Source organism: Ruegeria sp. HKCCA5839, from assembly GCF_013035585.1.
GTDB lineage: Bacteria > Pseudomonadota > Alphaproteobacteria > Rhodobacterales > Rhodobacteraceae > Ruegeria.
In genome coordinates this window covers 802163-827101 of the sequence record NZ_WQIE01000002.1, presented here as the reverse complement: position 1 = coordinate 827101, position 24939 = coordinate 802163, and the positions used below count along the sequence as shown (strand labels likewise).

The window sequence follows — 24939 nt, the reverse complement described above, 5'->3', positions numbered from 1 at the left end:
CTTAGGCCGCCAAGCCTTTTGAGCCGATATCCAGGAATTTTTGGCGGCGGTCTTTAATAAGGGCCGCCGCATCCTTCCCGTCCAGATCTTTCAGCATCGAGGCAATGGCCTTGCGCACCGATGTCATCGCCGCCAGTGGGTCGCGATGCGCGCCACCCTTGGGCTCGTTGATGATGCGGTCGCACACACCCAGTTTGTACAAATCCTGCGCTGTCAGGCGCAGCGCTTCAGCCGCTTCGCGCATCTTTTCAGCGTCTTTCCAAAGAATCGAGGCGCAGCCTTCTGGCGAAATCACCGAATAGACCGAGTGCTCCAGCATCGCGACCCGATTGGCTGTTGCAAAGGCAACCGCGCCGCCTGATCCACCCTCACCGATGATGACCGAGACCAGCGGGACACCGATCTTCAGGCACATCTCGGTCGAGCGCGCGATGGCCTCGGATTGCCCACGCTCCTCAGCGCCTTTGCCCGGATAGGCCCCTGCAGTGTCGATCAGAGTGATCACCGGCAGACCAAACCGCCCAGCCATTTCCATCAGGCGTACAGCCTTGCGATACCCTTCCGGGCGCGCCATGCCGAAATTGCGTTCGATCCGCGATTTGGTGTCCGAGCCCTTTTCATGGCCAATCACCATCACAGGCCGATCTTCGAACCGCGCCAAACCACCGATCACCGCCAGGTCATCCGCAAAGTTCCGGTCGCCTGCCAGCGGTGTGAACTCGGTAAACAGCGCATCCACATAGTCATTACAATGGGGGCGCTCGGGGTGCCGCGCCACCTGACATTTCCGCCACGGGGTAAGGTCAGCATAAAGCTCATCCAGCAGCTTGGCCGCCTTGGCATCCAGCGCCGCGGCCTCTTCGGCCACATCCATTTCCTCATTGGCACGGGCCAGCGCGCGCAGCTCTTCAGCTTTGCCTTCGATCTCGGCCAATGGTTTTTCGAAATCCAGATACTGGGTCATGACGCCTCTCAACGCGGAATTTCCCTGCTATATGACCTGACGTTGCGCAGGATGCAACTCAGCAAGATTTGTGGAGCGTGGTCATGCGATCCAGAACAGGCAAGGAACAGGAAGGATGCCAAATGGCAAACGGCTATGAGAAACGGGTGCTGCGAGTGTTGTCGTATATCTATGACAACCCTGCTGGTGATCTGTCGCTGGATGCCTTGGCCGACGTCGCCGCGATGTCGCGGTTTCACTGGCACCGGGTGTTTCGCGCGCTGACAGGCGAGACCTGTGCACAGGCGGTGCGCCGGATCCGTTTGCACCGCGCGGCCTGTTGGCTGGTTCAAACGAACACGGCGGTCGACAAGGTGGCGGCAGATATTGGCTATCCTAACCTGAAATCCTTTGCGCGGGCCTTTTCCGAGGCCTATGGCAGCAGCCCGGTTGCGTTCCGCAAATCTGGGCAATTTCTGCCCGCCAATCCACATTTCAGAACCGGAGAATACCCAATGCATCCTGTAGAAACACGGACCGAACCTGCCCGGCGCGTTGTCGCCTTGCCCCACAAAGGCAGCTACGCCGAGATCGGAAAGAAATTCGAGGCCTTCGGTGCCTTGTGCGAGGCGCGTCAGCTTTGGCCGCAAGTTGGCCCGGTGATCGGCCTATACCTCGACAGCCCTGACGCTGTACCCGAAGACCAACTGCGCAGTTATGCCGGGGCAGAGTTTCGCGGTGACGCCACGCCTGAAGGGATGGAAAATCTTGAAATCCCAGGTGGAAAGACGGCCGTTCTGACCTTCAAAGGCCCCTATTCAGGGCTGCACGCGGCGTATCACAGCCTGTTTGGCAATTGGTTGCCGAAATCAGGCGAAGAACCTGCCGATCAGCCGTGCTATGAGATCTATCTAAACGATCCGCGCGAGACCGCGCCCGAGGATTTGTTGACCGAGATCTGCCTGCCTTTGAAATAACTCAGGTCGGCCAAAGGACTGGATAGAGCGACGCGATCAGCAAAACCGCCATGGCCCAATTGAAGATCACCAACCGGCGCGGGTTCGTAAGCACCCGCGCCATTTGCTGCCCCAGGATGGTCCAGGCGCTGACCGAAGGCAGGTTGATCGCACCAAAGACCAAGGCCACAATCAACACGGCATAAAATGTCTGATCCGGCGTGTAAGCAGTTGTCGCAGTCAGCGCCATGGCCCAGGCCTTGGGGTTCACCCACTGAAAACTCGCAGCCTGCAGGAAAGTCATCGGTTTGCCCGCTGCGCCGCCCGACTGTACAGGTGCTGCATGGGCAATCTTCCAGGCCAGATACACAAGATACACGACCGAAGCGACCTTCAGCACCGTGTAGCTGACCGGAAACCGGTCAAAGACCTGAACCAGCCCCGCCCCCACCAGAACCACCATCAGGGTAAAGCCGATGCCGATCCCCAGCATATGCGGCACGCTCAGCCGAAAGCCGAAATTCGCGCCCGAGGCCATCAGCATGAGGTTGTTGGGCCCCGGCGTGATCGACGAGACAAAGGCAAAGGTCATCAAGGCAAAGAGCAGATCATATGTCATGCGGTGCATAATCTCTTGGGTGCAGGCAAATGAAATTGCCTTTTCATGCACAGATCTCTAAACCTCACAATCAATGACCAAGTTTGACGATCTAAACCGCAGAATATTGCACGAGCTTTCGCGCGACGGGCGGATCAGCAATCAGGATCTCGCCCATCGCGTGGGCCTGTCGCCCTCTGCCTGCCTGCGTCGGGTGCAGGAGCTGGAGCGGGCAGGCGTGATCTCGGGCTATCGCGCGGTTCTGAACCCGGTGGCGCTTGGTGTCGGCTTTACCGCCTATATCGGCGTCGGACTGGGCGAGCACACCAAAGCCGCGCAGGAAGGGTTTGAACGGGCCTTGCAAAATGCGCCCGAGGTTGTCGAATGCCATAACATTACCGGCACAATCGAATACCTGCTGCGCGTTGAATGTGCGGATATGTCGGCCTACAAAACCTTCCATACCGATGTGTTGGGGACCCTGCCCCATGTCACCTCAATCACTACCTATGTGGTGATGGATTCACCCAAAGACCTGCGCGCATAACGGAAAAACTGTGAATTTAATCATCTTGCGAGGTTAAAATTCACAGCTTAGTGTCATCTGAAAATAGCAGCCTTATCGTTGAAAAACACCAAAAGAGGCGCACAGTCAGGGAGACCAAAGATGAACTACGCACGGATGGGAGCAATCGCGACCTGCGTTGCCTTATTGGCCGGAGCGGCCTTTGCAGCACCGCTCAAGCTGCAACCCGCCAGCCCACAACCCTCGAACCCGAAGGCAGGTCTGGACGTCAAATATGCCTGGGAAGGCAACCCGCCACGCAAAATCCAGAATTTGGCCAAGGTAGAGCATCTGCTTAAGAAAGCTCAGCCTGGCCCTCCGTTGAGAGGGCTGGACTACCGAGAAACCAATGATGGTGATCCAGTATTGACCTACGACAAGGCATACAATGTGGCTGCAGAAATCACCGGATATATCCGCTTTGACGCACCCGGTATTTACGAGCTGGAAACCTGGTCAAATGATGGCATTGATGCATGGATCGGTGGACAACAAGTTGGGTATCTCAACAATCGGCAGCCATGCGATCGCAACCAGCGGACGGAAGTGGAAGTTCCCCAAGCGGGTTGGTACCCACTGCATATCAAGTATTTTCAGAAGTACGTCGCGTCTTGTCTAATGATGAAATGGGGCAAGCAAGGCGAGCGGCTTACCTGGACGCCAAACGATGTCTTTGGCCGGTAGAATGGACAAAAGGCGCTCGACCGAGCGCCTTTTTTGATCAGCCCCCGGCGGCAATCAATTCGGCCTGCGTCACGATCACCTCGGCCTGTTTGATTGAGGCGATATCGACAAGGCGACCTTTGTAGACGGTCGCGCCCTCCCCGTTGGCTTTGGCCTGTTCCATCGCCGCCAAAATCTCGCGCGCCTCAGACACCGCTTCGTCTGACGGGGTGAACACCTGATTGGCCAGAGCGATCTGTTTCGGATGAATCGCCCATTTTCCAACCATCCCTAATGTCGCCGAACGTTTGGCCTGCGCGATATAACCTTCGTCATCCGAGAAATCGCCAAACGGGCCATCAACAGGCAGAACGCCATGGGTACGGCAGGCGGCCACGATAGCAGCTTGCGCCCAATGCCACGGGTCCGACCAGTGTTTCTCGCCCTCGCGCAACATGTAATAGTTCTCTTGCGTGCCACCGATCCCAGTCGTTTGCATGCCCATTGAGGCCGCAAAATCCGCGGCACCCAAGCTCATCGCTTGCAAACGGGGGGACGCGGCAGCGATCTCTTCAACATGGGCGATACCGGCCGCGGATTCGATGATGACTTCAAAGGAGATAGGCTTGGTGCGTCCCTTGGCGCGCTCGATTGCAGTGACAAGCGCATCAACTGCGTAGACATCCGCAGCGCACCCCACTTTGGGGATCATGATCTGATCGAGACTGTCACCGGCCTGCTCGAGCACATCCACCACATCGCGGTACCAATAGGGTGTGTCCAACCCGTTGATCCGCACCGACATGTATTTCGAGCCCCAATCAACCGTATTGAGCGCTTCGATCACATTGGCGCGGGCCGCGTCTTTGTCGGATGGCGCGACCGAGTCTTCCAGATCAAGGTTGATCACATCCGCTGCCGAGGCCGCCATTTTGGGAAAGAGTTTGGTGTTTGATCCCGGGCCAAACAGCTGGCAGCGATTAGGTCGCGCCGGAGCGCTGGGTTGGATACGGAAACTCATCTGGGCCTCGTGCAAGCAATGAAATTACGATTTCGTCACTCGATTGGGTATTAAATTACCAAGACATGCGCAACCACCATTGTGCGACTGCGGCAATGCGCCTGCAGCAAAAGTGGCGAACGGAGCCACTTGAGGGTGATGAAAGTTTGATCACTTTGAAAACTTCGAAGAATTTCGCGTTTATTTTCCGAAAAGCAGGAAATTTTCCCACTCCTCCGGTCAAAGCCCGGGCAAATAGCGAAGCCTTCGTTGAGCCGCTTCTTTACCTTGTCCCGGAATCAAAGGAGTGCAGCGCGATGATCGAGACACCGTATCTGTTGTTTTTGGGCGATGCGCCCGACATGTTGGCGGCCAAAGTGGCAATTGGCATTAGGGACTGGCGTCCGGAAAACGCTGTGGGTCAGTTGCGGATGGAAGGTTGCCAAGCCGATCTTGGCTTGACCGACATGACATTGGCCGAAGCCAAAGAGGCCGGAGCCAAAACTCTGGTCATCGGTGTGGCCAACCGTGGTGGCATCATCAGCGAAGCCTGGAAAGAGGTTTTGATCGCCGCGCTTGAGATGGGATATGATCTGGCCTCGGGCCTGCACAACCTGCTGCGCGACGAAGGCGATCTGGTGGCCGCAGCACAAACCCATGGTGGCACTTTGCATGATGTGCGGGTTCCGACCGTTGGTTATCCGATCGCCAATGGCAAAAAACGCAGCGGCAAACGCTGTCTGGCCGTAGGTACCGACTGTTCAGCGGGCAAGATGTACACCGCGATGTCGATGGATGCCGAAATGCGCAAGCGTGGAATGAAATCGACCTTCCGCGCCACAGGCCAGACAGGCATTCTGATCACTGGGCAAGGGGTGCCTCTGGACGCAGTGATCGCGGATTTCATGGCAGGCTCTGTCGAATATCTGACGCCTGAAAACGATGCGGATCACTGGGATCATATCGAGGGTCAGGGCTCATTGTTCCATGTGTCCTATTCCGGCGTGACCATGGCGCTGATCCATGGCGGCCAGCCTGATGCGCTGATCCTGTGTCATGAACCCACGCGGACGCATATGCGCGGCCTGCCCGAATATTCGTTGCCGACTCTGGCACAGCTGCGCGACACGGCGCTGCCGCTGGCGCGCGTCGCAAATCCCGATTGCCAGGTTGCCGGTGTTTCAATCAACACACAGCATCTGAGCGAGGACGCGGCGAAAGACTATATCGCCAAGGTCGAGGCCGAGATGGGCCTGCCCGCGACAGACCCCTATCGCTTTGGCGCTGGTAAACTGGTGGACGCGCTGGCCGCGTTGTGATCTGAACGGCGCGCTGGTTGGTGGGTGTTGATCCGCCTCCGGCGGCCGTATTTGGAACGAGAAGAAGGACGGGGTGCGTGCAGGTAGAAGTCTCTCGCGATGTGTTTCAGCTGGCGCAGGTGTTCACCATCTCGCGCGGATCCCGGACCGAGGCAAAGGTGCTGACGGTTCGGATCTCGGACGGGGAACATCAGGGCTGGGGCGAATGCGTGCCCTATTCGCGCTATGCTGAGACGCTGGAGTCGGTCGAGGCCGAGATAGCCGCCCTTCCCGCAGAATTCACACGGCAGTCGTTGATCGACCTTCTGCCCGCTGGCGCGGCGCGGAATGCGGTGGATTGCGCCCTTTGGGATCTGGAATGCAAACGCGCAGGGAAACGCGCCTGGGACTTGGCCGGGCTTACGGTACCGGGCCCTGAAATCACGGCTTATACTTTGTCCTTGGATACGCCAGACGCGATGCGGGCACAGGCCACTGCCAATGCCCATCGCCCGCTGCTGAAGATCAAGCTGGGCACCCCCGACGACATGCCGCGTCTTGAGGCAGTGCGCGCGGGTGCTCCGAAATCCACGATCATCGTTGACGCAAACGAAGGTTGGTCCGCCGACGTCTATACCGACCTGGCCCCGCATCTGGTGCGTCTGGGCGTGGCGCTTGTAGAACAGCCCCTGCCCGCCGGGGAAGATGACGCGCTGATCGGGATGGAGCGTCCGGTGCCTGTCTGTGCCGACGAATCCTGCCATGACCGCGCCAGCCTGCCCGCGCTGAAAGGCAAATATGACGTGGTGAATATCAAGCTGGACAAGACCGGTGGCTTGACCGAGGCTTTGGCCCTGCGTCAGGCGGCGCTGGCCGAGGGCTACAAGATCATGGTGGGCTGCATGGTCGGCAGCTCTTTGGCGATGGCGCCTGCAACACTGCTGGCACAGGGCGCGATGGTCACAGACCTTGACGGCCCGCTTCTGTTGGCCGAAGACCGCTCTACCCCGCTGAGATTTGATGAAGCAGGGGTCCACCCGCCTGCGGCCACACTTTGGGGCTGACCCAAGCCTTCGAGACGAAAAGGAACAAGCATGACCCGCACCGTTTACGTAAATGGCGAATACCTGCCCGAGACCGAGGCCAAGGTTTCGATCTTTGACCGCGGCTTCCTGATGGCGGACGCCGTCTATGAGGTGACAAGCGTTCTGGACGGCAAGCTGATCGACTTTGAAGGTCACGCGGTGCGCCTGAAACGCTCGCTCGACGAATTGCAGATGGCCGAGCCGTGCGGCAAGGACGAGTTGCTGGAGATTCACCGGAAGCTGGTGGACCTGAACGAGATCGACGAGGGGTTGGTGTACCTGCAAGTGTCGCGTGGCAGCGATGGCGACCGGGATTTTGTGTTTCCCTCTGCGGATACCAAGCCAACGCTGGTTCTGTTTACCCAAAACAAACCCGGCCTGGCCGACAGCCCGGCATCGAAGAAAGGCGCCAAGATCATATCGATCGACGACATCCGCTGGGGGCGTCGGGATATCAAGACCGTGCAACTGCTCTATCCATCGATGGGCAAGATGATGGCCAAGGCCGCGGGCTGCGATGACGCCTGGATGATCGAAGATGGCTATGTGACAGAAGGCACCAGCAACAACGCCTATTTCGTGAAAAACGGCAAGATCGTCACGCGCCCGCTGTCAACTGACATCCTGCATGGGATCACTCGCAAGGCCGTGCTGCGGATGGCGCAAGAAGCGCAGATGGAAATCGAAGAGCGCCTGTTCACCATCGACGAGGCGAAAGAGGCAGATGAAGCCTTTACCACCTCGGCCAGTGCCTTTGTCATGCCTGTAATCGAAATCGACGGCGTCGCGCTGGGGGATGGCACCCCGGGGCCGATTGCCAAGCGACTGCGTGAGATCTATCTGGACGAAAGCCGCAAGGCAGCGATCTAATTTAGAAGCCCGCCTAATTGGCGGGCTTTTTGTTGCAGCCGTTAGCTTTCTTTGCCGACATTCTCTTCGAAGGCCACTTTGAAGGCTGCCTGTTTGTCCGGGCTCGCCTCGGTCTGATAATTGGCTTTCCAGTCATCCATGGTCATGCCGTAGAAAATCTGACGTGCTTCGTCCTTGCCCATCTCGATACCTTTTTCGTTCGCCGCTTCCTGATACCAGCGCGACAGGCAGTTGCGGCAGAACCCGGCCAGATTCATCATGTCGATGTTCTGGACGTCCGTGCGATCCTCCATCAGATGCTTTTGCAACCGCCGAAACGCGGCAGCCTGAAGTTCGATTTCCGTTTGCTTGTCCATGGTCCGGCTCCGATTGCGTGGCGTATTCTGTTGGAGGTAGCAACCAAAGGCCCACGTTTCAACTGACCTATAGTCCGCTGCGCCCAAGCGCGTCTTGCAGGATCACGGCCAATCGCTCGGCCCACTCCCGCTGGCCCGCGTGGTCCGCGATCAGATCATTGCGCAGCTCGATCAGGACATTGGGAATGCCGTGTTTGGTGCAATGTCGATCTATGGCATCACCAGGCAGGACCCCTGCATAGGGTTCATTCACTCCGACACACAGGTCATTTTCTTGCTGCAACCGCGCAATCAAAGGGGCCGAGAACCTTTCGTCCGGTGTATGCAACACCCCAATATGCCAGGGGCGCGGTTCGCGCCCGCGCAATTGGCGGGTGAAAGAATGCATCGAGACCAGAACGGTGCCGGGCCGAGCCAATAACTGGCCCAAGGCCGTGTCATAGGGCCGATAACACAGGTTCAGACGACGCGCGCGCTCGGCCGTATCCGCATGTCTGTTTCCTGGAATGATCGAGCCGTCATATAGCTTCATAAGCAGGGTCGGATCGTCTTCGCCCCGGTTGGGATCAATGACCAAGCGCGAGAAATTTGCGGCCACGACAGGCGCGTTCAACATTTCGCCCAGATGCTTTGAGACTTCATAGGCGCCGACGTCATAAGCAATGTGGCGCTCCATGTCTTCCCGCGGCAAGCCCAGATCGCCCTCGCAGATTTCGGGCGGGACGGTATTGGTGGCGTGATCGCAGCTTATCAACCAGCGCGACGGACGGTCAGCGCCGTGAACGAAGAACGGAGAATATGTCATGAGCCTGTTGTCTAGTTTGCCGCAGGTGTAGGACAGTTGCTTCAGAAAGGGAATTGCGCAATAAGCAGCTGAAACACTGTTTGCGGTAACATTTGGGACATGAGGAGAGCAATACCTATGCGACGCCTGAGAAGTGTGAAAATCGTGGCGACGCTGGGACCGGCGTCGAATGATTACGATACCATTCGCGCCCTGCATGAGGCGGGTGCGGATGTCTTCCGCCTGAACATGAGCCACGGCAGCCATGACGAGATTCGCGAACGGCATCGCATCATTCGTCAGATCGAAAAGGATCTGGACAGTCCGATTGCAATTCTGGCCGACCTTCAAGGGCCCAAGCTGCGGGTTGGCGTCTTTGCCAATGACGCGGAAGAGCTGGAGGAAGGTGCAAGCTTCCGTCTGGATCTTGATCCCGAACCCGGCGACGCATCGCGCGTTTGCCTGCCCCACCGCGAGATTTTCGTGGCGCTTGAACCTGGTGCCCGCCTTTTGGTCAATGACGGCAAGATTCGCCTGATCGTTCAGGAGTGCGGCGAAGATTTCGCAAATTGTACCGTCGAAGTTGGCGGCACGATCTCGAACCGCAAGGGTGTCAACGTGCCTGACGTTGTTCTTCCCTTGGCGGCCCTGTCGGAAAAAGATCGGGACGACCTTGAATTCGTTTGCCAACTCGGCGTCGATTGGCTGGCTCTCAGCTTTGTGCAGCGCGCCAAGGACGTGTTCGAAGCGCGCGCATTGGCCGACGGGCGCGCGGCGATCCTGTCCAAGATTGAAAAGCCCGCAGCGGTCGAAGACTTTGCCGCTATCCTTGATGCCTCTGACGGGATCATGGTGGCCCGTGGCGATCTGGGTGTTGAACTGCCAGTATCCGCTGTTCCACCGATCCAGAAACGCTTGGTGCGCCAGTGCCGAAGTGCGGCAAAACCGGTGATTGTGGCAACTCAGATGTTGGAGAGCATGATCGACAGCCCGATGCCCACGCGCGCCGAGGTTTCGGACGTCGCAACGGCGATCTATGAAGGCACAGACGCCATCATGCTCAGCGCTGAATCTGCTGCTGGGTCGTACCCGATCGAGGCGGTTCAGACGATGAACAAGGTCGCGATAGAGGTCGAGGCCGACCCTACGTATGAACAGATCATTGCCTCCTCTCGCTCCGCGAAGGGCACGACAATTGCTGATGGCATCGTAGCGGCGGCCCGTGAGATCGCTGAGAAAACCGACATCAAGGCAATCTGCTGTTTCACCCAAAGCGGCACAACTGCTTCGCTGACAGCGCGGGAAAGGCCCGGTGTTCCGATCATCGCCATGACATCTCAACGCACTACCGCCCGCAGATTGTGCCTCAGCTGGGGCTGTAACTGTGTGATGACACCGGTGCTGGAACGGTTCAAAGGTGCAGTGGTGAACGCAGCCCGCGCAGCGCGCGCCGGTGGGTTCGCCACCGAAACCGATCAGATCGTTGTCACTGCGGGTGTTCCATTCAATGTTCCCGGAACAACCAACATTCTACGCGTGGCACCTTGTGATGAACGCCTGATCTACAGCACTGACCCGGAATAGCCACAAGCCTTCTTTTCAGATCAGATCTTCCTGACGCAGGAAAAACCCAAGCTCGCCCTGTCCGAGTTTGGGTTTTTGCATTTGGTTCAAGCCGCTCAGTGCCTAAAAAATAAACAAAATTTGACCGCCAAACACGAGTTTGGCACAATGCGACACATCTTCAGGTGGACAGTCTTGAAGGTATTTCTACGAGCAGTCTCAAATTAGTTCCAAAATCCGGCTGCTCGGCCGGGGGCACGGGCCCCGGAAAAACAAACAAAAAAGGAAGTCGAGATGACAACAAAAATTGTCATAGGGTTGGACGGGACACCATCCGGAGAACGCGCGATCGCCTTTGCCAAAGATCTGGCAGAGCGTATCGGAACTTGCGAGCTTCTGGTGGCCTACGTGATCGAATGGTCCCCATTTACATTTCAGACACCAGAGGAGAACGCACAGCGTCACAAACGGCGTGAGGAAGAGATTGAACTGGCCACTACGCGGGTGATTACACCAGCAGTAGACGCTTTGGGCGCCGCAGGTTTCACCGCCCGCGGCATCGTGCGCCACGGTGACGTTGCAGAAACTCTGAACAAAATCACTGTCGAAAACGGCGCTTCTCAGATCGTTGTTGGTCGCGCATCCGCAGATGGGATCAAAAAACGCCTGTTTGGCAGTTCGACCCAGTATCTGGTGATGCACGCAGATGTTCCAGTAACAGTCGTCAATTGATGGGGGCGAACATGAACTTTATCAACAAAATTGGCGTCTTGCTGGCGATGATCTTCACGTCCAGCGCCGCCGCTGCGCAAGACGCACCAGGGCTGGACGAACGTATCAACCAGGCTTTTGCCGACTTCACCGGGCCATTTGTCAGCTTCATTTTCGCACCGTTCCCAGGGACAGGGTTCCCATGGATCGTGGGGTGGCTGGTGATTGCGGCGACAGTGTTCACGCTGTATTTCGCGTTCGTGCAGCTGCGGTTCTTCAGCCATGCGATCAGCCTTGTGAAAGGTGATTACTCTGACCCCAATGACGCTGGTGAGGTCAGCCACTTTCAGGCACTGGCCACCGCGCTGTCGGGTACAGTGGGTCTTGGCAACATCGCTGGTGTGGCGGTTGCCGTTGGTATCGGCGGGCCGGGGGCGACCTTCTGGATGATCGTCGCGGGCCTTCTGGGCATGGCGTCGAAATTCACCGAATGTACGTTGGGCGTGAAATACCGCAATGAATACGAAGATGGCACCGTCTCGGGCGGACCGATGTATTACATGTCCAAAGGGTTCAACGAGCTTGGTCTGCCAGGCGGCAAGATCCTGGCGGTCCTGTTCTCGATCTTCTGTATCCTGGGCGCTTTGGGCGGGGGCAACATGTTCCAGGCCAATCAGGCCCATGCTCAGATCGCAGGAATTACCGGGGACTACCCGGGCTGGATCACCGGTTTGGTCTTTGCGGGTATCGTCTTTGCGGTGATCGTCGGTGGCTTGAAATCCATCGCGCGCGTGACCGAGAAAGTCGTGCCGTTCATGGGCGTGATGTATGTGCTGGCCGCGCTGGTTATCATCATCATGCATGCAGATCAGATCGGCTGGGCCTTTGGTCAGATATTCGCCGGGGCCTTCACCGGGCTGGGCGTTGCTGGCGGCATGGTTGGCGCGCTGATCCAGGGCTTCCGCCGGGCTGCTTTCTCGAACGAGGCTGGCGTTGGCTCTGCGGCCATCGCGCACTCGGCTGTGCGGACCAAAGAACCGATCACCGAAGGCTTTGTCTCGCTACTGGAACCGTTCATCGACACTGTGGTGATCTGTACCATGACTGCGCTGGTGATCATCATCACCCAACAGCTGATCATCGACCCAGAAACCGGCAAATACATGCTGAACGAAGCAGGTACCGCAATCGCGACTGTAGACGGCAATTCGGGCGTCAGCCTGACCTCGGCCGCCTTCGCAAGCGCCTTTAGCTGGTTCCCCTATGTTCTGGCCATCGCCGTGGTTCTATTTGCCTTCTCGACCATGATCAGTTGGTCCTATTACGGCCTCAAGGCCTGGACCTATCTGTTCGGCGAAGGACAGACCACCGAGTTGGTCTTCAAGGTCATCTTCTGCGTCTTCGTGGTGATCGGTGCGGCGGCCAATCTTGGCCCGGTTATCGACTTCTCGGATGCGGCGATCTTTGCCATGGCGGTTGTGAACGTCTTTGCGCTCTACTTCCTGATGAAAGTGGTGCGGCAAGAGTTGGCCTCCTATGCTGAACGTCTGAAAAGCGGTGAGATCCGCAAGTTCGGCCATTAAGCCAAATCACCGGGGCGGCACTTGTCGCCCCGGTGCCGGGGCCACCCTGCGAAAAACGCAGATTCTGGTCGCTCCCCCCTTGCCAGCTTGATCAAACTTGCGTAAACGGCGCCTCTGATCGCGTGACCGGCCGAGATGGCATGCCGAGTCGCGTTTGGAACCGAACCCGGAAAAGGAGACGGAAATGCCTAAGATGAAGACGAAATCGAGCGCCAAGAAGCGCTTTAAGGTGACTGCGACCGGTAAGGTCATGTCGGCCCAGGCCGGCAAGCGTCACGGCATGATCAAGCGGACCAAGAAATTCATCCGCGACGCCCGTGGCACCACCACCCTGTCCGCCCCCGACGCCAAGATCGTCAAGGGCTACATGCCCTACGACCGCTAAGAGGAGATACCGATATGTCCCGCGTTAAAGGTGGAACCGTAACTCACGCCCGTCACAAGAAGATCATCAAAGCCGCAAAAGGCTATTATGGTCGCCGCAAGAACACGTTCAAAGTTGCGTCTCAGGCCGTCGACAAGGCCAACCAGTATGCAACCCGTGACCGCAAGAACCGTAAGCGCAACTTCCGCGCACTGTGGATCCAGCGGATCAACGCAGCTGTACGTTCGCATGACGAGGCTTTGACATATTCCCGCTTCATCAACGGCCTGAACCTGGCCGGTATCGAAGTGGACCGCAAAGTTCTGGCTGATCTGGCCGTGCACGAACCGGAAGCGTTCGGCGCGATCGTTGCCAAAGCTCAGGCTGCTCTGGCCGCCTGATCCTCTTTCGAGAGACAGTGAAAGAAAGGCCGTTCCTTCGGGAACGGCCTTTTTCTTTGCGACTGAGCGAAATAGTGAAAGCTAGGCTTTGCGCTGCTCAGCCATCCAGGCCTCAAGATCTGCAATCTGCTCTTCGCTCAGCCGCAAGCCCAGCTTGTTGCGCCGCCAGACGATATCCTCTGCGTGGCGCGCATATTCCTTGGCCATCAGCCAGTTGACCTCTGCCTCGGTCAATGTCGCGCCAAAGTCGCGCCCCAGATCCTCAGCCGACTTGGCGTCGCCCAGCACGGCCTGTGCCTCGGTGCCATAGGCTCGGATCAGGCGACCGGCCCAATAGTCGCTGAGGAACGGATAATCCGTCTTCACCTGCGCGGTCAGATTGGAAACGCCATCCACCGGAAAATCCCCACCGGGCAAAGCCACACCCGCCGTCCAAGGGCCACTGACGTTTGGCAAATGCTCGGCGATATGCTCCAGCGCGCTTTCGGCGAGGCGCCGGTAAGTGGTGATCTTGCCGCCAAAGATATTCAGCATCGGCGCACCGGTGCTGGTATCCACTTTCAGCGTATAATCCCGCGTCGCCGCGGTGGCACTGCTGGCCCCGTCATCATAAAGCGGTCGAACACCGGAATAGGTCCAGACCACGTCATCTTGCGTCAGGTCCTGCTTGAAATATTGGTTGGCAAAGCTCAGCAGGTAATCCCGCTCTTCCGGGGTGCATGTCGGTTTGACAGAGGGGTCGCTGTGTTCGGCGTCGGTGGTTCCGATCAGCGTGAAATCTGTCTCGTACGGGATCGCGAAAATGATGCGCCCGTCAGTGCCCTGCAGGAAGTAGCACTTGTCATGGTCAAACAGACGCTTGGTCACAATGTGGCTGCCCCGCACCAGCCGAACACCTTCGCGTGAGTTGACGCGCACTTTGGTCTGGATAATATCGCCGACCCAGGGCCCACCGCCATTCACCAACATGCGCGCATGGTGCGTTTGTGTCTGCCCGGTTTCGGTATCGCGCGTTTCGATGCGCCAAATACCGTCTTCGCTTTCCGCCGACAACACCTGTGTTCCGACCAGAATACGCGCTCCACGGGCTTCGGCATCGCGTGCGTTCAAAACAACCAAGCGGCTGTCTTCGACCCAACAATCGGAATACTCATAAGCCTTCTCAAAGCGATCCTCCAAAGGCACGCCCTCTGGCCCAGATCTCAGATCAACGGTTTTGGTCCCTGGCAGCACCTCGCGCCCGCCCAGATTGTCATACATGAACAAACCCAAACGGATCAGCCAGGCTGGTCTGCGCCCCTTCATCCACGGCATCACGGTGTTGAGCAGTTTGGACGTCGGCGTATCCGACTCGAACCGCATATCCTTATGGTAAGGCAGCACAAATCGCATCGGCCAGCTGATATGCGGCATCGCTTTCAGCAACACTTCCCGCTCGATCAGCGCCTCACGGACAAGGCGAAACTCAAAATACTCAAGATACCGCAAACCGCCATGGAACAGCTTGGTCGAAGCAGACGAGGTGGCCGAGGCCAAATCGTTCATCTCAGCCAGTGTCACGCTCAGGCCACGCCCCGCCGCATCACGCGCGATGCCGCACCCATTAATGCCGCCACCTATGATGAAAAGGTCCGAAACTTCGATGCTTTCCGAATGTGCCACCTTTGTCTCCTTTTCAGCGCGCTTGCACGCCTTTAACTGCGGTTTTCGTTCTTTTGCAAGAATTGTTTTTCGATATTTTTCGTTTCTGGTCTTTTTGGGTGAAACTTCGCCAAACCACGTAACTTTTCGCGCGGTATCTTGGAAAACCGAAAGAACTTGGTTGCCTTTTCCGGCGTATCCAGCAAATTTGAGCACGTAGGCTTGTTTCCGAGTTTCGTCGTGAAAGACACCAAATGACCCAGACTTTTCGCCATCCCGAAATCCTCGACATCGCACGACGAGACGGAAAGGTAACAGTCGAAGGTCTGGCGTCTCACTTCGGCGTAACGCTTCAAACGATCCGCCGCGACTTGACGGATTTGGCGGAAGCTGGCCGCCTTGAACGCGTTCATGGCGGCGCGGTCCTAAGTTCTGGAACGACAAACATCGGTTACGAGGAACGTCGCGCGCTGCATCGTGACTCCAAGCGCGCCATCGCACGCGCCTGCGCTGCCGAGATCCCAAATAACGCATCGCTGTTTTTGAACATCGGAACCTCTACCGAAGCTGTCGCAGAGGAGCTGCGGTATCATCAGAACCTTTTGGTTGTAACAAACAATATGAACGTCGCGAACATACTGGCCGACAGCCCAGGCTGCGAAATCATCGTGACCGGGGGTACTCTGCGTCGGTCAGACGGCGGGCTTGTCGGAAACCTTGCGGCTGAAACAATCCGACAATTCAAGTTTGATCTGGCCGTTATCGGCTGTTCGGCTTTGGACCACGAAGGCGACCTGTTGGATTTTGACATTCAGGAAGTCAGTGTCAGCCAAACCATCTTGCGGCAATCCCGTTCGACCTTTCTGGTGGTTGACCAAACAAAGCTGTCCCGAAGCGCTCCGGCGCGCATTGCATCGCTTGCCGATATTGATGTCGTCTTTACAGATCACGCATTCCCTCAGGACCTGTCGCAATCTTGCGAAACCTGGGGCACCAAGCTGGTTATCGCAACCGCCTAAATACCGGCCAAAGCACAAGACAATGCTGCGTTTTAACTATTTAAAGCGGGCTTCCGGAACGCTCAGTCTGATATGAGACACCTTTTGGTTTGAGCGTCAGAGGGTCAGTCCAAGCTGACTATCGCAACTAAGCTTTGCAAAGCCCGATAAAACGACCAAACTGGCCCCCAAGAATAAGCCAATCTGACTTTTCCATATGCCCGAACATACGGCACTTTGTTCTTTGCAGCCCGAGAAACCACGATGCCGACACGCCGAACCTTTCTAAATCAAGCTGGCGCCGCTACTGCGTTTGCCTTCGCGGCACCGGCAGTTCGGGCGCAGACCAGGACAACGGACCTGGACATCGCAATTGTGGGCGGCGGGGTGGCTGGACTGTTTTGTGCAATGCGATTGAGCGAAGCACCCAACACAAGAGTAGGCGTTTTTGAAGCGACCGATCGGATAGGAGGACGCCTCCTTTCGCTGCATTTCCCCGACTTGACCTCTCAAACGGCCGAAATCGGTGGTATGCGGTTGCGCCACACAGACAAACACGCGCTCAAAGTCGTTGATGAAATGATCGGGCGCGAGAAACTACAGGACTTTGCCTACCCGATCACGGGCTATTACCTGCGCGGGCAGCACTTCTCAAAGCTTTCTGAAGCTACGTCCGTTCCTTACGGGTTGTCTGATCGGGAACGCGCAGTCATCGCGCGCGGAGATGACCTTCTGACGCACGTGATTGACGACTTAAACAAGAGAGCGAGCGAAGGCACTCTGTCTCTGAAGGACACGGGGTTGTGGGAACTCTTGCTTCAACAGCGTAGTCGCGAGACCTATGATTTCGTGCGCGACGTGCTGGGTTACAACTCTCCTTTGTCCAATTGGGACAGCAAAACAGCAATCAGTTGGTTTGAACGCGACTTCGCGTACAAAACCAAGTACTTCAAACTGGATCATGGTCTCGAACAAATCCCCAAAGCTCTTGCCAGAGCCTACGTGTCGAACGGGGGGAAGGTTCATCTGGGACATAAACTGGTCAACCTCAGGCGGCGGCCTGATGCGGGTTTTGATCTGACCTTCCAGACGGAAGCTGGGCAAACGAGCCTGTCGGCCGCGCGGGTGATCCTGGCAATTCCGCCAATTGCCTTTCCATCCTTGATCAATACCGAAGTGTTTTCTGGCGACACCCGTTTTGCACGCGCCGTGAAGAGTGTTCACAAAGTGCCACTGGCCAAGGTGCATCTTGCGTTTGATCAGGATTGGTGGACGCCCCGAAACCTTTCTGTCGGGCGCGTCATCACGGATTTGCCGGCAAGACAGATTTATCGCTGGGGTGTAGACGACCTGTCAGGCCATGCTTTGTTGATGGCGAGCTATCACGATGGTGAGATGATCGAGTATTGGGAGGCCTTGTCCCAAGGGTCGACTTTCGGTGCACCGGATTGGATTGATCGGGCGACCGGACCTGACGGAGACCCCATTGCGCCATCAATGCGCCAACTTCTGCCAGCGTCCGACCGGCTTGTGAAAGAGGTTTGGAGCCAGGTCCGCAAATCCCATAATTTGAGTGATGACTTGCCCAATCCTGTTGCCGCCACCTACCAGAACTGGGGGCGCGAACCCTGGGGTGCTGCCTATCACCTGTGGGGAATTGGGGCGGATCCGAAAGAGATCATCAGCTACATGCAAGAGCCCGTTCCGGGCATGCACATTTGCAATGAAGCGTGGTCTGTCTCTCAGGGTTGGACAAATGGGGCCATGCAATCGGCCGACAGCTTGCTTGTCACGAAATTCAAAATAGACCCGTTTGTATAGGTCAGCTTAATCGGCTTTTGAGGTCAAAGAGTTGTTCGGTAGCAGCTCAGGGTTAAGCAGTCTGTTTCCAGGAGTCCCGCGCATCAATCGCGAAGTATGAGTAGATGAGAACCATCAGTGACGCGAATGCAGCCAGCCAAAATACCGCCGCATGTGACGACGTCACCGCCAGCGCTGTGCTAGACAACGCCATGCCGACGGTCCCCCCAATCAATTGGCTTGAAAGTACAATCCCGCCCGCCTGTCCCTGCATATTCGGAGGGACCGACATTGTGACAGCACGCTGCGACGGTACAAACATCAGCGAAACGGCGGCACCAAACAAAACAAACCCAACGAAAACAACGGGCGTCGTCTTAAGCATCATTCCAACCGCGACCAGGCAGAGACCGACAGTGATGGACACCAACCCAGCAAGTGCAGGCCAGCGGGTACCGCGCTCGTCAGATAACTTACCGGCAATTGGCGCAAAAAAGGTTGTGGGTATGACAGCTGGCAGCAAAGCCAATCCGGCCCAGAATGGCCCCCAGTCTTCAACCGTTTGCAGGTACATCGACCCAAAAACAAAGGTGGCAATCTTTCCATATTGGGCGACACCGACAATTAGGTTCGAGGCTGTGAAGGTCGGATTCTGGAAAAGAGCCACCGCGACCAATGGATCTCTGCGCCGGTTCTCAACAAATACGAATACCGCAAGTGCGAGAACGCCAGTGATCAGGGCAGCGCGCACATTGCCTTGTTGCCATCCAACGTCAGGCCCCTGCATTATTCCGAATACCAAAAGCGAAAGCCCGAATACCAACAGAACCATACCTGTCAAATCGAAACGCTCTTTGATGTGTCTTGGAGGATCGCGCCATAACCGCCAAACCACAAAGGCGACGCATGTAACGACCACTGGATTGATCCAGAAGATCCACCGCCAGGAGAGACCGGAAGTAAGCGCACCGCCGACCAAGGGGCCGGCTGCCAGGAAACATGTTCCGATCGCTCCATAGATACCCAAAGCTTTGCCGCGCTCGGCCCCATCAAATGACAAGGCTATCAATGTCAGAGACAACGGAAAGATTGCGGCGGCGCCAACGCCCTGAATGCCACGCGCTATAAGCAGTGTTAGCCCGTTTGGAGCAAATCCAGAAACAACTGAAGCCACTCCAAAAACAAAAAGCCCTGCGGTCAAAAGCCCCCGAATTCCAACTATGTCCCCAATTCGACCCGTAGCCGCTGCCAAACAGGCCAATGTCAGAAGATAGATATTGACCACCCAATGAGCAGATATCTCTGAAAGTCCCAGTTCTTGGCGTATTGTTGGAAGCGCGACGCCAACCGCAGTTTCGTCCAACAAGATCACCCCGAGAATTGCGCCCATCGCACCCAGAAGCCACCAACGATCAGTGTTGCCAGTTCCCAATCCAAATCGCTCCTACAAAACTCTGCGCGACGCGTCGGTCGGTCCAGAGTAATCATAATACATGATTGAAGGAGTTGCGTCACAAACCGCTTACCCACCATACGCTGTTGGCGCGCATTCGTTGGAAAAGCGGTTTCACCGACTGCGTGGCAGAGCTGCCTCGCTCGACGCCCGCTCTGCAATTTTCTGGTCTCGCAAGCCCTGTGTGATATCCATGTTGAAATGTGATCAGGAACTGAGGGCAAGTTGTGCCGGACTCACAGGATAACGTCTATAGACAAAACCTTCGAGCCGAACTTGCGCGCGCGCATGACCGCGAGGCCGCGACGCGCGAAATCCTGACTGTCATAAGCCAAAGCCGCGACGATGAGACACCAGTTTTTCAGACAATCGTAGAAAACGCCGCGCGGTTGTGTAGTGCTCCGATGACCTTTGTGGTTTTGATCAATGAGGACCATACCGAGTGGAAAATAGCTGCTGCCACGGGGGAAGCGACTAATATGATGAAGGTCGGCAACGTCTTTCAAGTCGGCCGAGAATTCGCGCCTTACAAAAGCGTCAAAACACGCCGGATCGTCGAAGAACCTGACATACGTGAGACGGAGTTCTACAAATCCAGGCATGTGGATGCGATAAAATTGGTGGACGTCGATGGTATCCTGTCGCGTGTGTTTGTCCCGCTTGTTTCGCAGGGTAAATCTCTCGGCAATCTGGTTCTGCTGCGACGAGAGGTCGGCAAATTCGCACCTGACGACCTGCTTTTGGTCGAGAACTTCGCCACCGAAGCCGTCATCGCCATCGAAAACGCGCGACAGTTTAGAGCCTTGGAAAAGCTGAATGCAGAACTTGGAGACCGCGTTGAGAAACAGGTGGGCGAAATTGAGCGAATGGGCCGCCTTAAACGCTTCCTTCCCACCGCTGTCGCCGACACGGTGATCTCTTCAGGCTCTGAGACCATGCTGAAGAGCCATCGCGCGCTTTTAGGCGTTATTTTCTGTGACATTCGTGGGTTCACCGCGTTTTGCGAAACTGCGGAACCTGAAGAAACCATCGAGGTGCTGCAGACCTATCACGAGGAAATGGGGAAGTTGATCAACGCGCATGGTGCGGGCGTCGACCACCGCATGGGCGACGGGATCATGGTGCTGTTCAACGACCCGTTGCCCTGCGACGACCCTGCCGGGGATGCGGTTCGGCTCGCGGTTGCGATGCGGGCGAAAATGGTTGAGTTGTCTCAGCGATGGAAACGACTTGGTCACAGGCTTGGGTTTGGCGTGGGCGTATCGCTCGGATATGCAACCGTAGGCATGGTCGGTTACGAAGATCGATCAGACTATACCGCCTCGGGCACCGCGATTAATGTGGCGGCACGACTCTGCGATATGGCCGAGGACGGCGAGATATTACTCAGCACCCGCGCGGCGATCGCTGTGGAAAACGAATTCAAGTCAGTCTCAGCAGGAGAGGTCAAGCTAAAGGGTATCCGCGAACCGGTTGAGGTTTTTCGAATGGTTCAGGGAACTTAGGGTAATGTAACGGGCATGGGGGAAAGCAATACTGATGGCTGCTTTGGGCTCAATTGCGGATCCTGAAGCAATCGCAGCATCAATTGATGAGCCCGCCCCAGCCTGAGCATAGGTTCGGCCCAGAGCCAAGCTCGCGTCCCCTCGTTCAATACTGCAATTGCAACTGCGTTTCTACTGATCACTTCGAGCGCGCGAACTCGAAACATCGCAACCCTATGATCCGGAGGGCGAAGCAACGCATGTCGTCGCAAACCAAGGTTCGGCCACTCTTTAGTTAGCCGGTCACCGAACTGTATGGTTGAACAAAGACGCAATTGCCGCTGATGCGATGCGTGTTCGCGTGTCGTCAGCCCGGCTGGTCAGCATGATCGGAACTTGCGCCCCCAATACGATTCCCGCAGCCTCAGCACCGGCAAGGTACATGAGCTGCTTTGCGATCATGTTCCCAGCCTCAAGGTCCGGCGCAACCAGCACATCTGCCTGACCGGCCACATTGGACTTGATGCCTTTGGTGCTGACGGCCTGCATAGAAACAGCATTGTCGAAGGCCAATGGCCCATCCAGAATACCGCCCGTGATTTGGTCGCGATCCGCCATCTTGCACAAGGCACCTGCCTCGACCGTGGATTGCAGCCTGGGCGTGATGGTTTCAACGGCGGACAGTATTGCCACCTTTGGGAGTTCAATGCCTATGGCGCAGGCCAGGTCGATGGCGTTCTGGACCATGTCAGCTTTTGTCTGCAGGTCAGGCGCAATATTGATGGCCGCATCCGTGATAAGCAGAGGCTTGGAATAGGTCGGAACGTCCATGACATAGACGTGGCTCATCCTGCGTTCACTGCGCAAGCCTTGGGTTTTGGATACGACCGCCGACATGACTTCGTCTGTGTGAAGCGCGCCCTTCATCATTGCGCCTACCCGCCCCTCTCGTGCCAATTGCACAGCCTGTTCCGCCGACGCGTGGCTGTGCGGCGCGTCGATGATTTCCAGACCTGCAATGTCTAATCCAACAGAGTCAGCCACGTCGTGGATCCGATCCCGTGGACCGACGAGAATTGGTTCCAACACTCCCAACTCACGGGCGGACAGCGCGCCTTCAAGCGAGCTTGCGTCGCAAGGATGAACCACCGCCGTGGGCAAGGTGGGTAAGCGCTGTGCTGCACTCAGCAAGCGGTCATAGGTTGCTCCTCTGCGATGCAAAACAAGATCGGGCATGGTAACGCGCGGCCTGCGGATTTTTTTGGCCGGTGCAATCACGATCGCCTGACCTACGATGACTGGCTTGTCGTCTCCGTTGGTACAGAGACAGTCCAGGATCACACGCTTTCTGTCTTCCTGTTTCTCTGCAACGGTTACCCGCACCGTGACCGTATCTCCGATGCCCACAGGTTTCAGGAATTTCAGGGATTGATCCAGATAGATGGTCCCCGGTCCAGGCAGCTGCGTGCCCAATACATTCGATATCAGCGCACCGCCCCACATGCCGTGCCCAATTACTTTGTGGAAAATCTCATCCTGGGCGAATTCCTCGTCGACATGGGCCGGGTTCACATCTCCTGAGACGACTGCAAATGCGTCAATATCCTGCGCAGTCAGCGTGCGTGACAATTCGGCTGTGTCACCGACACTAAGTTCATCAAACGGGCGATTTTCGATATAGCCGATGCCAGCGCCACGGTCAGACGACATGATGTCCCCCATCGATGTAAGCCGTATTTCCACTAACCGAGCGAGCAAAATCCGACACAAGGCAGACCGCCATAGCACCAATCTCTTCAATTGTTGTCAGGCGATGCAGCGGTGCGTGCTGTTTGGCATCTTCGATCAACTCGTCAAAATGGTCGATGCCCGAGGCCGCCCGTGTTTCAAGAGGACCGGGCGACAGCGCGTTCACCCGAATATTGCGCGGACCAAGTTCGACCGACAGATAACGCGCCGTAGCTTCCAGCGCGGCTTTCACCGGCCCCATGACGTTGTAATGATCGACCACCTTTTCGGCGCCATGGTACGACACAGTCAGGATCGTACCACCTTCTCTCATTAGCGGTTCAGCTTGTTTTTGCAAGCCTGATCAGCGAATGGACCGATACGTCCATCGCCACCCCAAACCCTTCGCGCGAACAGTCCACAACGCGCCCGTGCAGATCGTCACGTGGACAGTAGGCAATCGAGTGGATCAGAAAGTCCAGTCGCCCCCATTGCTTGCGGATCGCATCGAAGACTGCCTCGATCTGGTTGGCGTCGGTGACGTCCAGTGGCTCTACGATATCAGCAGCAACCGCATCGATAACGGGCTGAACAAAGCGCAGCGCTTTCTCAGACTGATAGATCATGGCAATGTCAGCCCCTGCTGTGCGACAGGCCATCACATATCCCGCAGCAATGGACTTGTCATTGGCCACTCCGACCACGAGGCCTTTTTTGCCCTTCAGAAAACCTGTTTCCGCCAGAATGTTTTACTCCATCAAGACATAGGTGCCTGGCGCTTCGTTCAGCACCGTTTTCAATTCAGGCGGGTTCTGCCGCCCGCTCGACTGCTCGGACAACCACCGTGTCCATGAAGGCCACCAGCTGCCCTCTTGCAGATCCGCCACTTCAAGCCAGTCTTCAGGAGTCAATGTTCAGTCCTGATCGCGGGTCGTGTGCTGTCGGAAAACCGACCATTCGCAACTAAGATATGGAGGTTTCGAGACGCAAAGAAAAAATGCTCTCGTACTCCGAAATGGAAACGTTTGATTTCGAAACTAGGCCTACCAATTACACCTTAACGAGGCCTACAGTGTTGCGAGCTCAGGATGCAGATAGGCCTCAGGGTACGACATTGGCTTGAGTGGACCATTGGGCACCACGCAATTCCAACTGCGACCGAAATAACCCTGGCGGCAGTGTACAAGAGACCCTGCTTCGGCAATTCCGGGCAACGCGTATACACGGCATAGCCACCGCCACAAGTATGGGTAATCCAGGATTCGGGCACCATTAAGTTTCATTCGCACATAGTAGACCGGATCGTGACGATAGAGAGTTGGGAACAGGCGAAGATCTGCTTCTGAAAAGTGGTTGCCTGTCAAATACGGCCTGCCATCTGAGAGATGCTCCTCCAAATATTCGAGTGTCTCGAAATAGGCTTCAAAAGCTGTTTCATAGATCGTTTGATCAGACGAAAACCCGGCCTTGTAGGCACCATTGTTAATCGCTGTATATATCCGTTCGTTCAGGTCTTGAATTTGATGACGCGGCACTTCGTCTGGGTAAAGGCTAACGCGTTCAGCTGCCGGGATTGTGCTGCCAAGTGAATCCGCCGCAGCGTCCAGCATTCGGACAATTTCAGCGCTTTCGTTGTTAACAATGCGCCCTTGTATCTTGTCATACAGGATTGGAAGGGATTGCTCTTCAGAGCCTTCGGCACGATAGATCTCTTTGGCAAGGCGAAATCCTTTGCCGGTGCCGGTCTCGCTCGTGCATTCTGGCAAAGTCTCACCTGTGAGCGATGCAATCCGATCAGGTGCAAACTCCCATAGGTTTGGCGCCTCTAGATCGTCGTCACCGGTTCGGTTTGGAAATGCAACGTCCATGGTGATGCTGTTTTGAAGGCCCAACACATTTCGCGCCAGCGTCACTCTGTGACACCACGGGCAATTCAGGGCTACGAACAGGTGATAGCGATCAGGTTCTGCCGGAAACACTGGATCGCCAATGGCGTGGCGAAAGCCGCTAATACCGCGCACGAATTCACCCCGTGCGCGGCGCTTGTTGATATCAGTTTGGTCTTCTTCGGTAGATGCATCCGTCATAACTTCAG

General features: G+C 56.5%; 24 protein-coding genes and 1 pseudogene. 14 read left to right on the top strand and 11 right to left on the bottom strand.

Annotated features, from left to right (window positions below; all coding sequences use genetic code 11):
- Position 1 precedes the first annotated feature (1 nt).
- Entirely contained in the window at positions 2-964 is a 963-nt protein-coding gene (locus GOV38_RS09525; protein WP_171100031.1) for an acetyl-CoA carboxylase carboxyltransferase subunit alpha, read from the bottom strand.
- Between the two features lie 122 nt (positions 965-1086).
- Here GOV38_RS09525 and GOV38_RS09520 point away from each other — a divergent pair, with 122 nt between their 5' ends.
- Complete coding sequence (locus tag GOV38_RS09520) at positions 1087-1920, top strand: GyrI-like domain-containing protein (RefSeq protein ID WP_171209046.1); 834 nt, start codon at positions 1087-1089, stop codon at positions 1918-1920.
- A gap of 1 nt (position 1921) precedes the next feature.
- On the opposite strand, the gene GOV38_RS09515 is transcribed toward GOV38_RS09520, so the two are convergent.
- Positions 1922-2518 (bottom strand): LysE family translocator, encoded by a 597-nt coding sequence (locus GOV38_RS09515; protein ID WP_171208849.1) that lies wholly within the window; start codon positions 2516-2518, stop codon positions 1922-1924.
- A 73-nt stretch (positions 2519-2591) separates the two neighbouring features.
- Between GOV38_RS09515 and GOV38_RS09510 the strand changes: the two genes are divergently transcribed.
- Both GOV38_RS09510 and GOV38_RS09505 read left to right on the top strand, forming a co-directional pair.
- Positions 2592-3044 carry an Lrp/AsnC family transcriptional regulator gene (locus GOV38_RS09510; RefSeq protein WP_171100035.1) on the top strand — a complete coding sequence of 151 codons (453 nt, stop codon included), beginning with the start codon at positions 2592-2594 and terminating at the stop codon, positions 3042-3044.
- 120 nt (positions 3045-3164) lie between these two features.
- Positions 3165-3746, top strand: coding sequence for a PA14 domain-containing protein (locus GOV38_RS09505; protein WP_171100036.1), 582 nt, complete (start codon positions 3165-3167; stop codon positions 3744-3746).
- Between the two features lie 37 nt (positions 3747-3783).
- Here the strand turns inward: GOV38_RS09505 and GOV38_RS09500 are convergent, their stop codons facing one another.
- Positions 3784-4746 (bottom strand): L-malyl-CoA/beta-methylmalyl-CoA lyase, encoded by a 963-nt coding sequence (locus GOV38_RS09500; protein WP_171208850.1) that lies wholly within the window; start codon positions 4744-4746, stop codon positions 3784-3786.
- 296 nt (positions 4747-5042) lie between these two features.
- Between GOV38_RS09500 and dgcN the strand changes: the two genes are divergently transcribed.
- The 3 genes from dgcN (at position 5043) to GOV38_RS09485 (ending at position 7978) form a co-directional block, all read left to right on the top strand.
- Positions 5043-6044, top strand: a complete 1002-nt coding sequence (dgcN, locus tag GOV38_RS09495; protein WP_171131292.1) for an N-acetyltransferase DgcN — start codon at positions 5043-5045, stop codon at positions 6042-6044.
- Positions 6045-6121: 77 nt separating this feature from the next.
- Positions 6122-7087, top strand: coding sequence for an N-acetyl-D-Glu racemase DgcA (gene dgcA / locus GOV38_RS09490; RefSeq protein WP_171208851.1), 966 nt, complete (start codon positions 6122-6124; stop codon positions 7085-7087).
- Between the two features lie 30 nt (positions 7088-7117).
- Positions 7118-7978 carry a D-amino-acid transaminase gene (locus GOV38_RS09485; RefSeq protein ID WP_171131296.1) on the top strand — a complete coding sequence of 287 codons (861 nt, stop codon included), beginning with the start codon at positions 7118-7120 and terminating at the stop codon, positions 7976-7978.
- Between the two features lie 41 nt (positions 7979-8019).
- Here GOV38_RS09485 and GOV38_RS09480 read toward each other — a convergent pair whose 3' ends face one another.
- Both GOV38_RS09480 and GOV38_RS09475 read right to left on the bottom strand, forming a co-directional pair.
- Positions 8020-8334, bottom strand: coding sequence for a DUF1244 domain-containing protein (locus GOV38_RS09480; RefSeq protein WP_171131299.1), 315 nt, complete (start codon positions 8332-8334; stop codon positions 8020-8022).
- Positions 8335-8401: 67 nt separating this feature from the next.
- Positions 8402-9139 (bottom strand): N-formylglutamate amidohydrolase, encoded by a 738-nt coding sequence (locus GOV38_RS09475; RefSeq protein ID WP_171208852.1) that lies wholly within the window; start codon positions 9137-9139, stop codon positions 8402-8404.
- A gap of 117 nt (positions 9140-9256) precedes the next feature.
- On the opposite strand from GOV38_RS09475, the gene pyk reads away from it, so the two are divergent.
- From pyk to rplT, 5 genes are all read left to right on the top strand, one after another.
- Positions 9257-10702, top strand: coding sequence for a pyruvate kinase (gene pyk / locus GOV38_RS09470; protein WP_171100050.1), 1446 nt, complete (start codon positions 9257-9259; stop codon positions 10700-10702).
- A 273-nt stretch (positions 10703-10975) separates the two neighbouring features.
- Positions 10976-11413: a universal stress protein gene (locus GOV38_RS09465; RefSeq protein ID WP_171100052.1), complete on the top strand. Its 438-nt coding sequence runs from the start codon at positions 10976-10978 to the stop codon at positions 11411-11413.
- A gap of 11 nt (positions 11414-11424) precedes the next feature.
- A complete protein-coding gene (locus GOV38_RS09460; RefSeq protein ID WP_171208853.1) occupies positions 11425-12975 on the top strand; it encodes a sodium:alanine symporter family protein in 1551 nt (516 codons plus the stop codon).
- A gap of 184 nt (positions 12976-13159) precedes the next feature.
- Positions 13160-13360 (top strand): 50S ribosomal protein L35, encoded by a 201-nt coding sequence (rpmI, locus tag GOV38_RS09455; protein ID WP_039523697.1) that lies wholly within the window; start codon positions 13160-13162, stop codon positions 13358-13360.
- Between the two features lie 14 nt (positions 13361-13374).
- Complete coding sequence (gene rplT, locus GOV38_RS09450) at positions 13375-13740, top strand: 50S ribosomal protein L20 (protein ID WP_171131306.1); 366 nt, start codon at positions 13375-13377, stop codon at positions 13738-13740.
- An 81-nt stretch (positions 13741-13821) separates the two neighbouring features.
- On the opposite strand, the gene glpD is transcribed toward rplT, so the two are convergent.
- Positions 13822-15402 carry a glycerol-3-phosphate dehydrogenase gene (gene glpD / locus GOV38_RS09445; protein ID WP_171208854.1) on the bottom strand — a complete coding sequence of 527 codons (1581 nt, stop codon included), beginning with the start codon at positions 15400-15402 and terminating at the stop codon, positions 13822-13824.
- Between the two features lie 233 nt (positions 15403-15635).
- Between glpD and GOV38_RS09440 the strand changes: the two genes are divergently transcribed.
- Positions 15636-16400, top strand: a complete 765-nt coding sequence (locus GOV38_RS09440) for a DeoR/GlpR family DNA-binding transcription regulator (RefSeq protein WP_171131310.1) — start codon at positions 15636-15638, stop codon at positions 16398-16400.
- 243 nt (positions 16401-16643) lie between these two features.
- Positions 16644-18200 (top strand): NAD(P)/FAD-dependent oxidoreductase, encoded by a 1557-nt coding sequence (locus GOV38_RS09435; RefSeq protein WP_171212992.1) that lies wholly within the window; start codon positions 16644-16646, stop codon positions 18198-18200.
- Between the two features lie 52 nt (positions 18201-18252).
- On the opposite strand, the gene GOV38_RS09430 is transcribed toward GOV38_RS09435, so the two are convergent.
- Positions 18253-19569 carry an MFS transporter gene (locus GOV38_RS09430; protein WP_254430562.1) on the bottom strand — a complete coding sequence of 439 codons (1317 nt, stop codon included), beginning with the start codon at positions 19567-19569 and terminating at the stop codon, positions 18253-18255.
- 290 nt (positions 19570-19859) lie between these two features.
- On the opposite strand from GOV38_RS09430, the gene GOV38_RS09425 reads away from it, so the two are divergent.
- Positions 19860-21137 carry an adenylate/guanylate cyclase domain-containing protein gene (locus tag GOV38_RS09425; RefSeq protein ID WP_171208858.1) on the top strand — a complete coding sequence of 426 codons (1278 nt, stop codon included), beginning with the start codon at positions 19860-19862 and terminating at the stop codon, positions 21135-21137.
- Between the two features lie 282 nt (positions 21138-21419).
- Here GOV38_RS09425 and GOV38_RS09420 read toward each other — a convergent pair whose 3' ends face one another.
- From GOV38_RS09420 to GOV38_RS09405, 4 genes and pseudogenes are all read right to left on the bottom strand, one after another.
- Positions 21420-22826 carry a bifunctional enoyl-CoA hydratase/phosphate acetyltransferase gene (locus GOV38_RS09420; protein ID WP_171212991.1) on the bottom strand — a complete coding sequence of 469 codons (1407 nt, stop codon included), beginning with the start codon at positions 22824-22826 and terminating at the stop codon, positions 21420-21422.
- Positions 22816-23569: pseudogene (gene fabI, locus GOV38_RS09415) on the bottom strand (enoyl-ACP reductase FabI). Before fabI ends, GOV38_RS09420 begins: the two are co-directional and overlap by 11 nt.
- A 24-nt stretch (positions 23570-23593) precedes the next feature.
- Entirely contained in the window at positions 23594-23755 is a 162-nt protein-coding gene (locus GOV38_RS09410; protein ID WP_171208860.1) for a hypothetical protein, read from the bottom strand.
- Between the two features lie 156 nt (positions 23756-23911).
- Positions 23912-24931, bottom strand: coding sequence for a glutathione S-transferase C-terminal domain-containing protein (locus GOV38_RS09405; RefSeq protein ID WP_171208861.1), 1020 nt, complete (start codon positions 24929-24931; stop codon positions 23912-23914).
- Between the last annotated feature and the right edge of the window lie 8 nt (positions 24932-24939).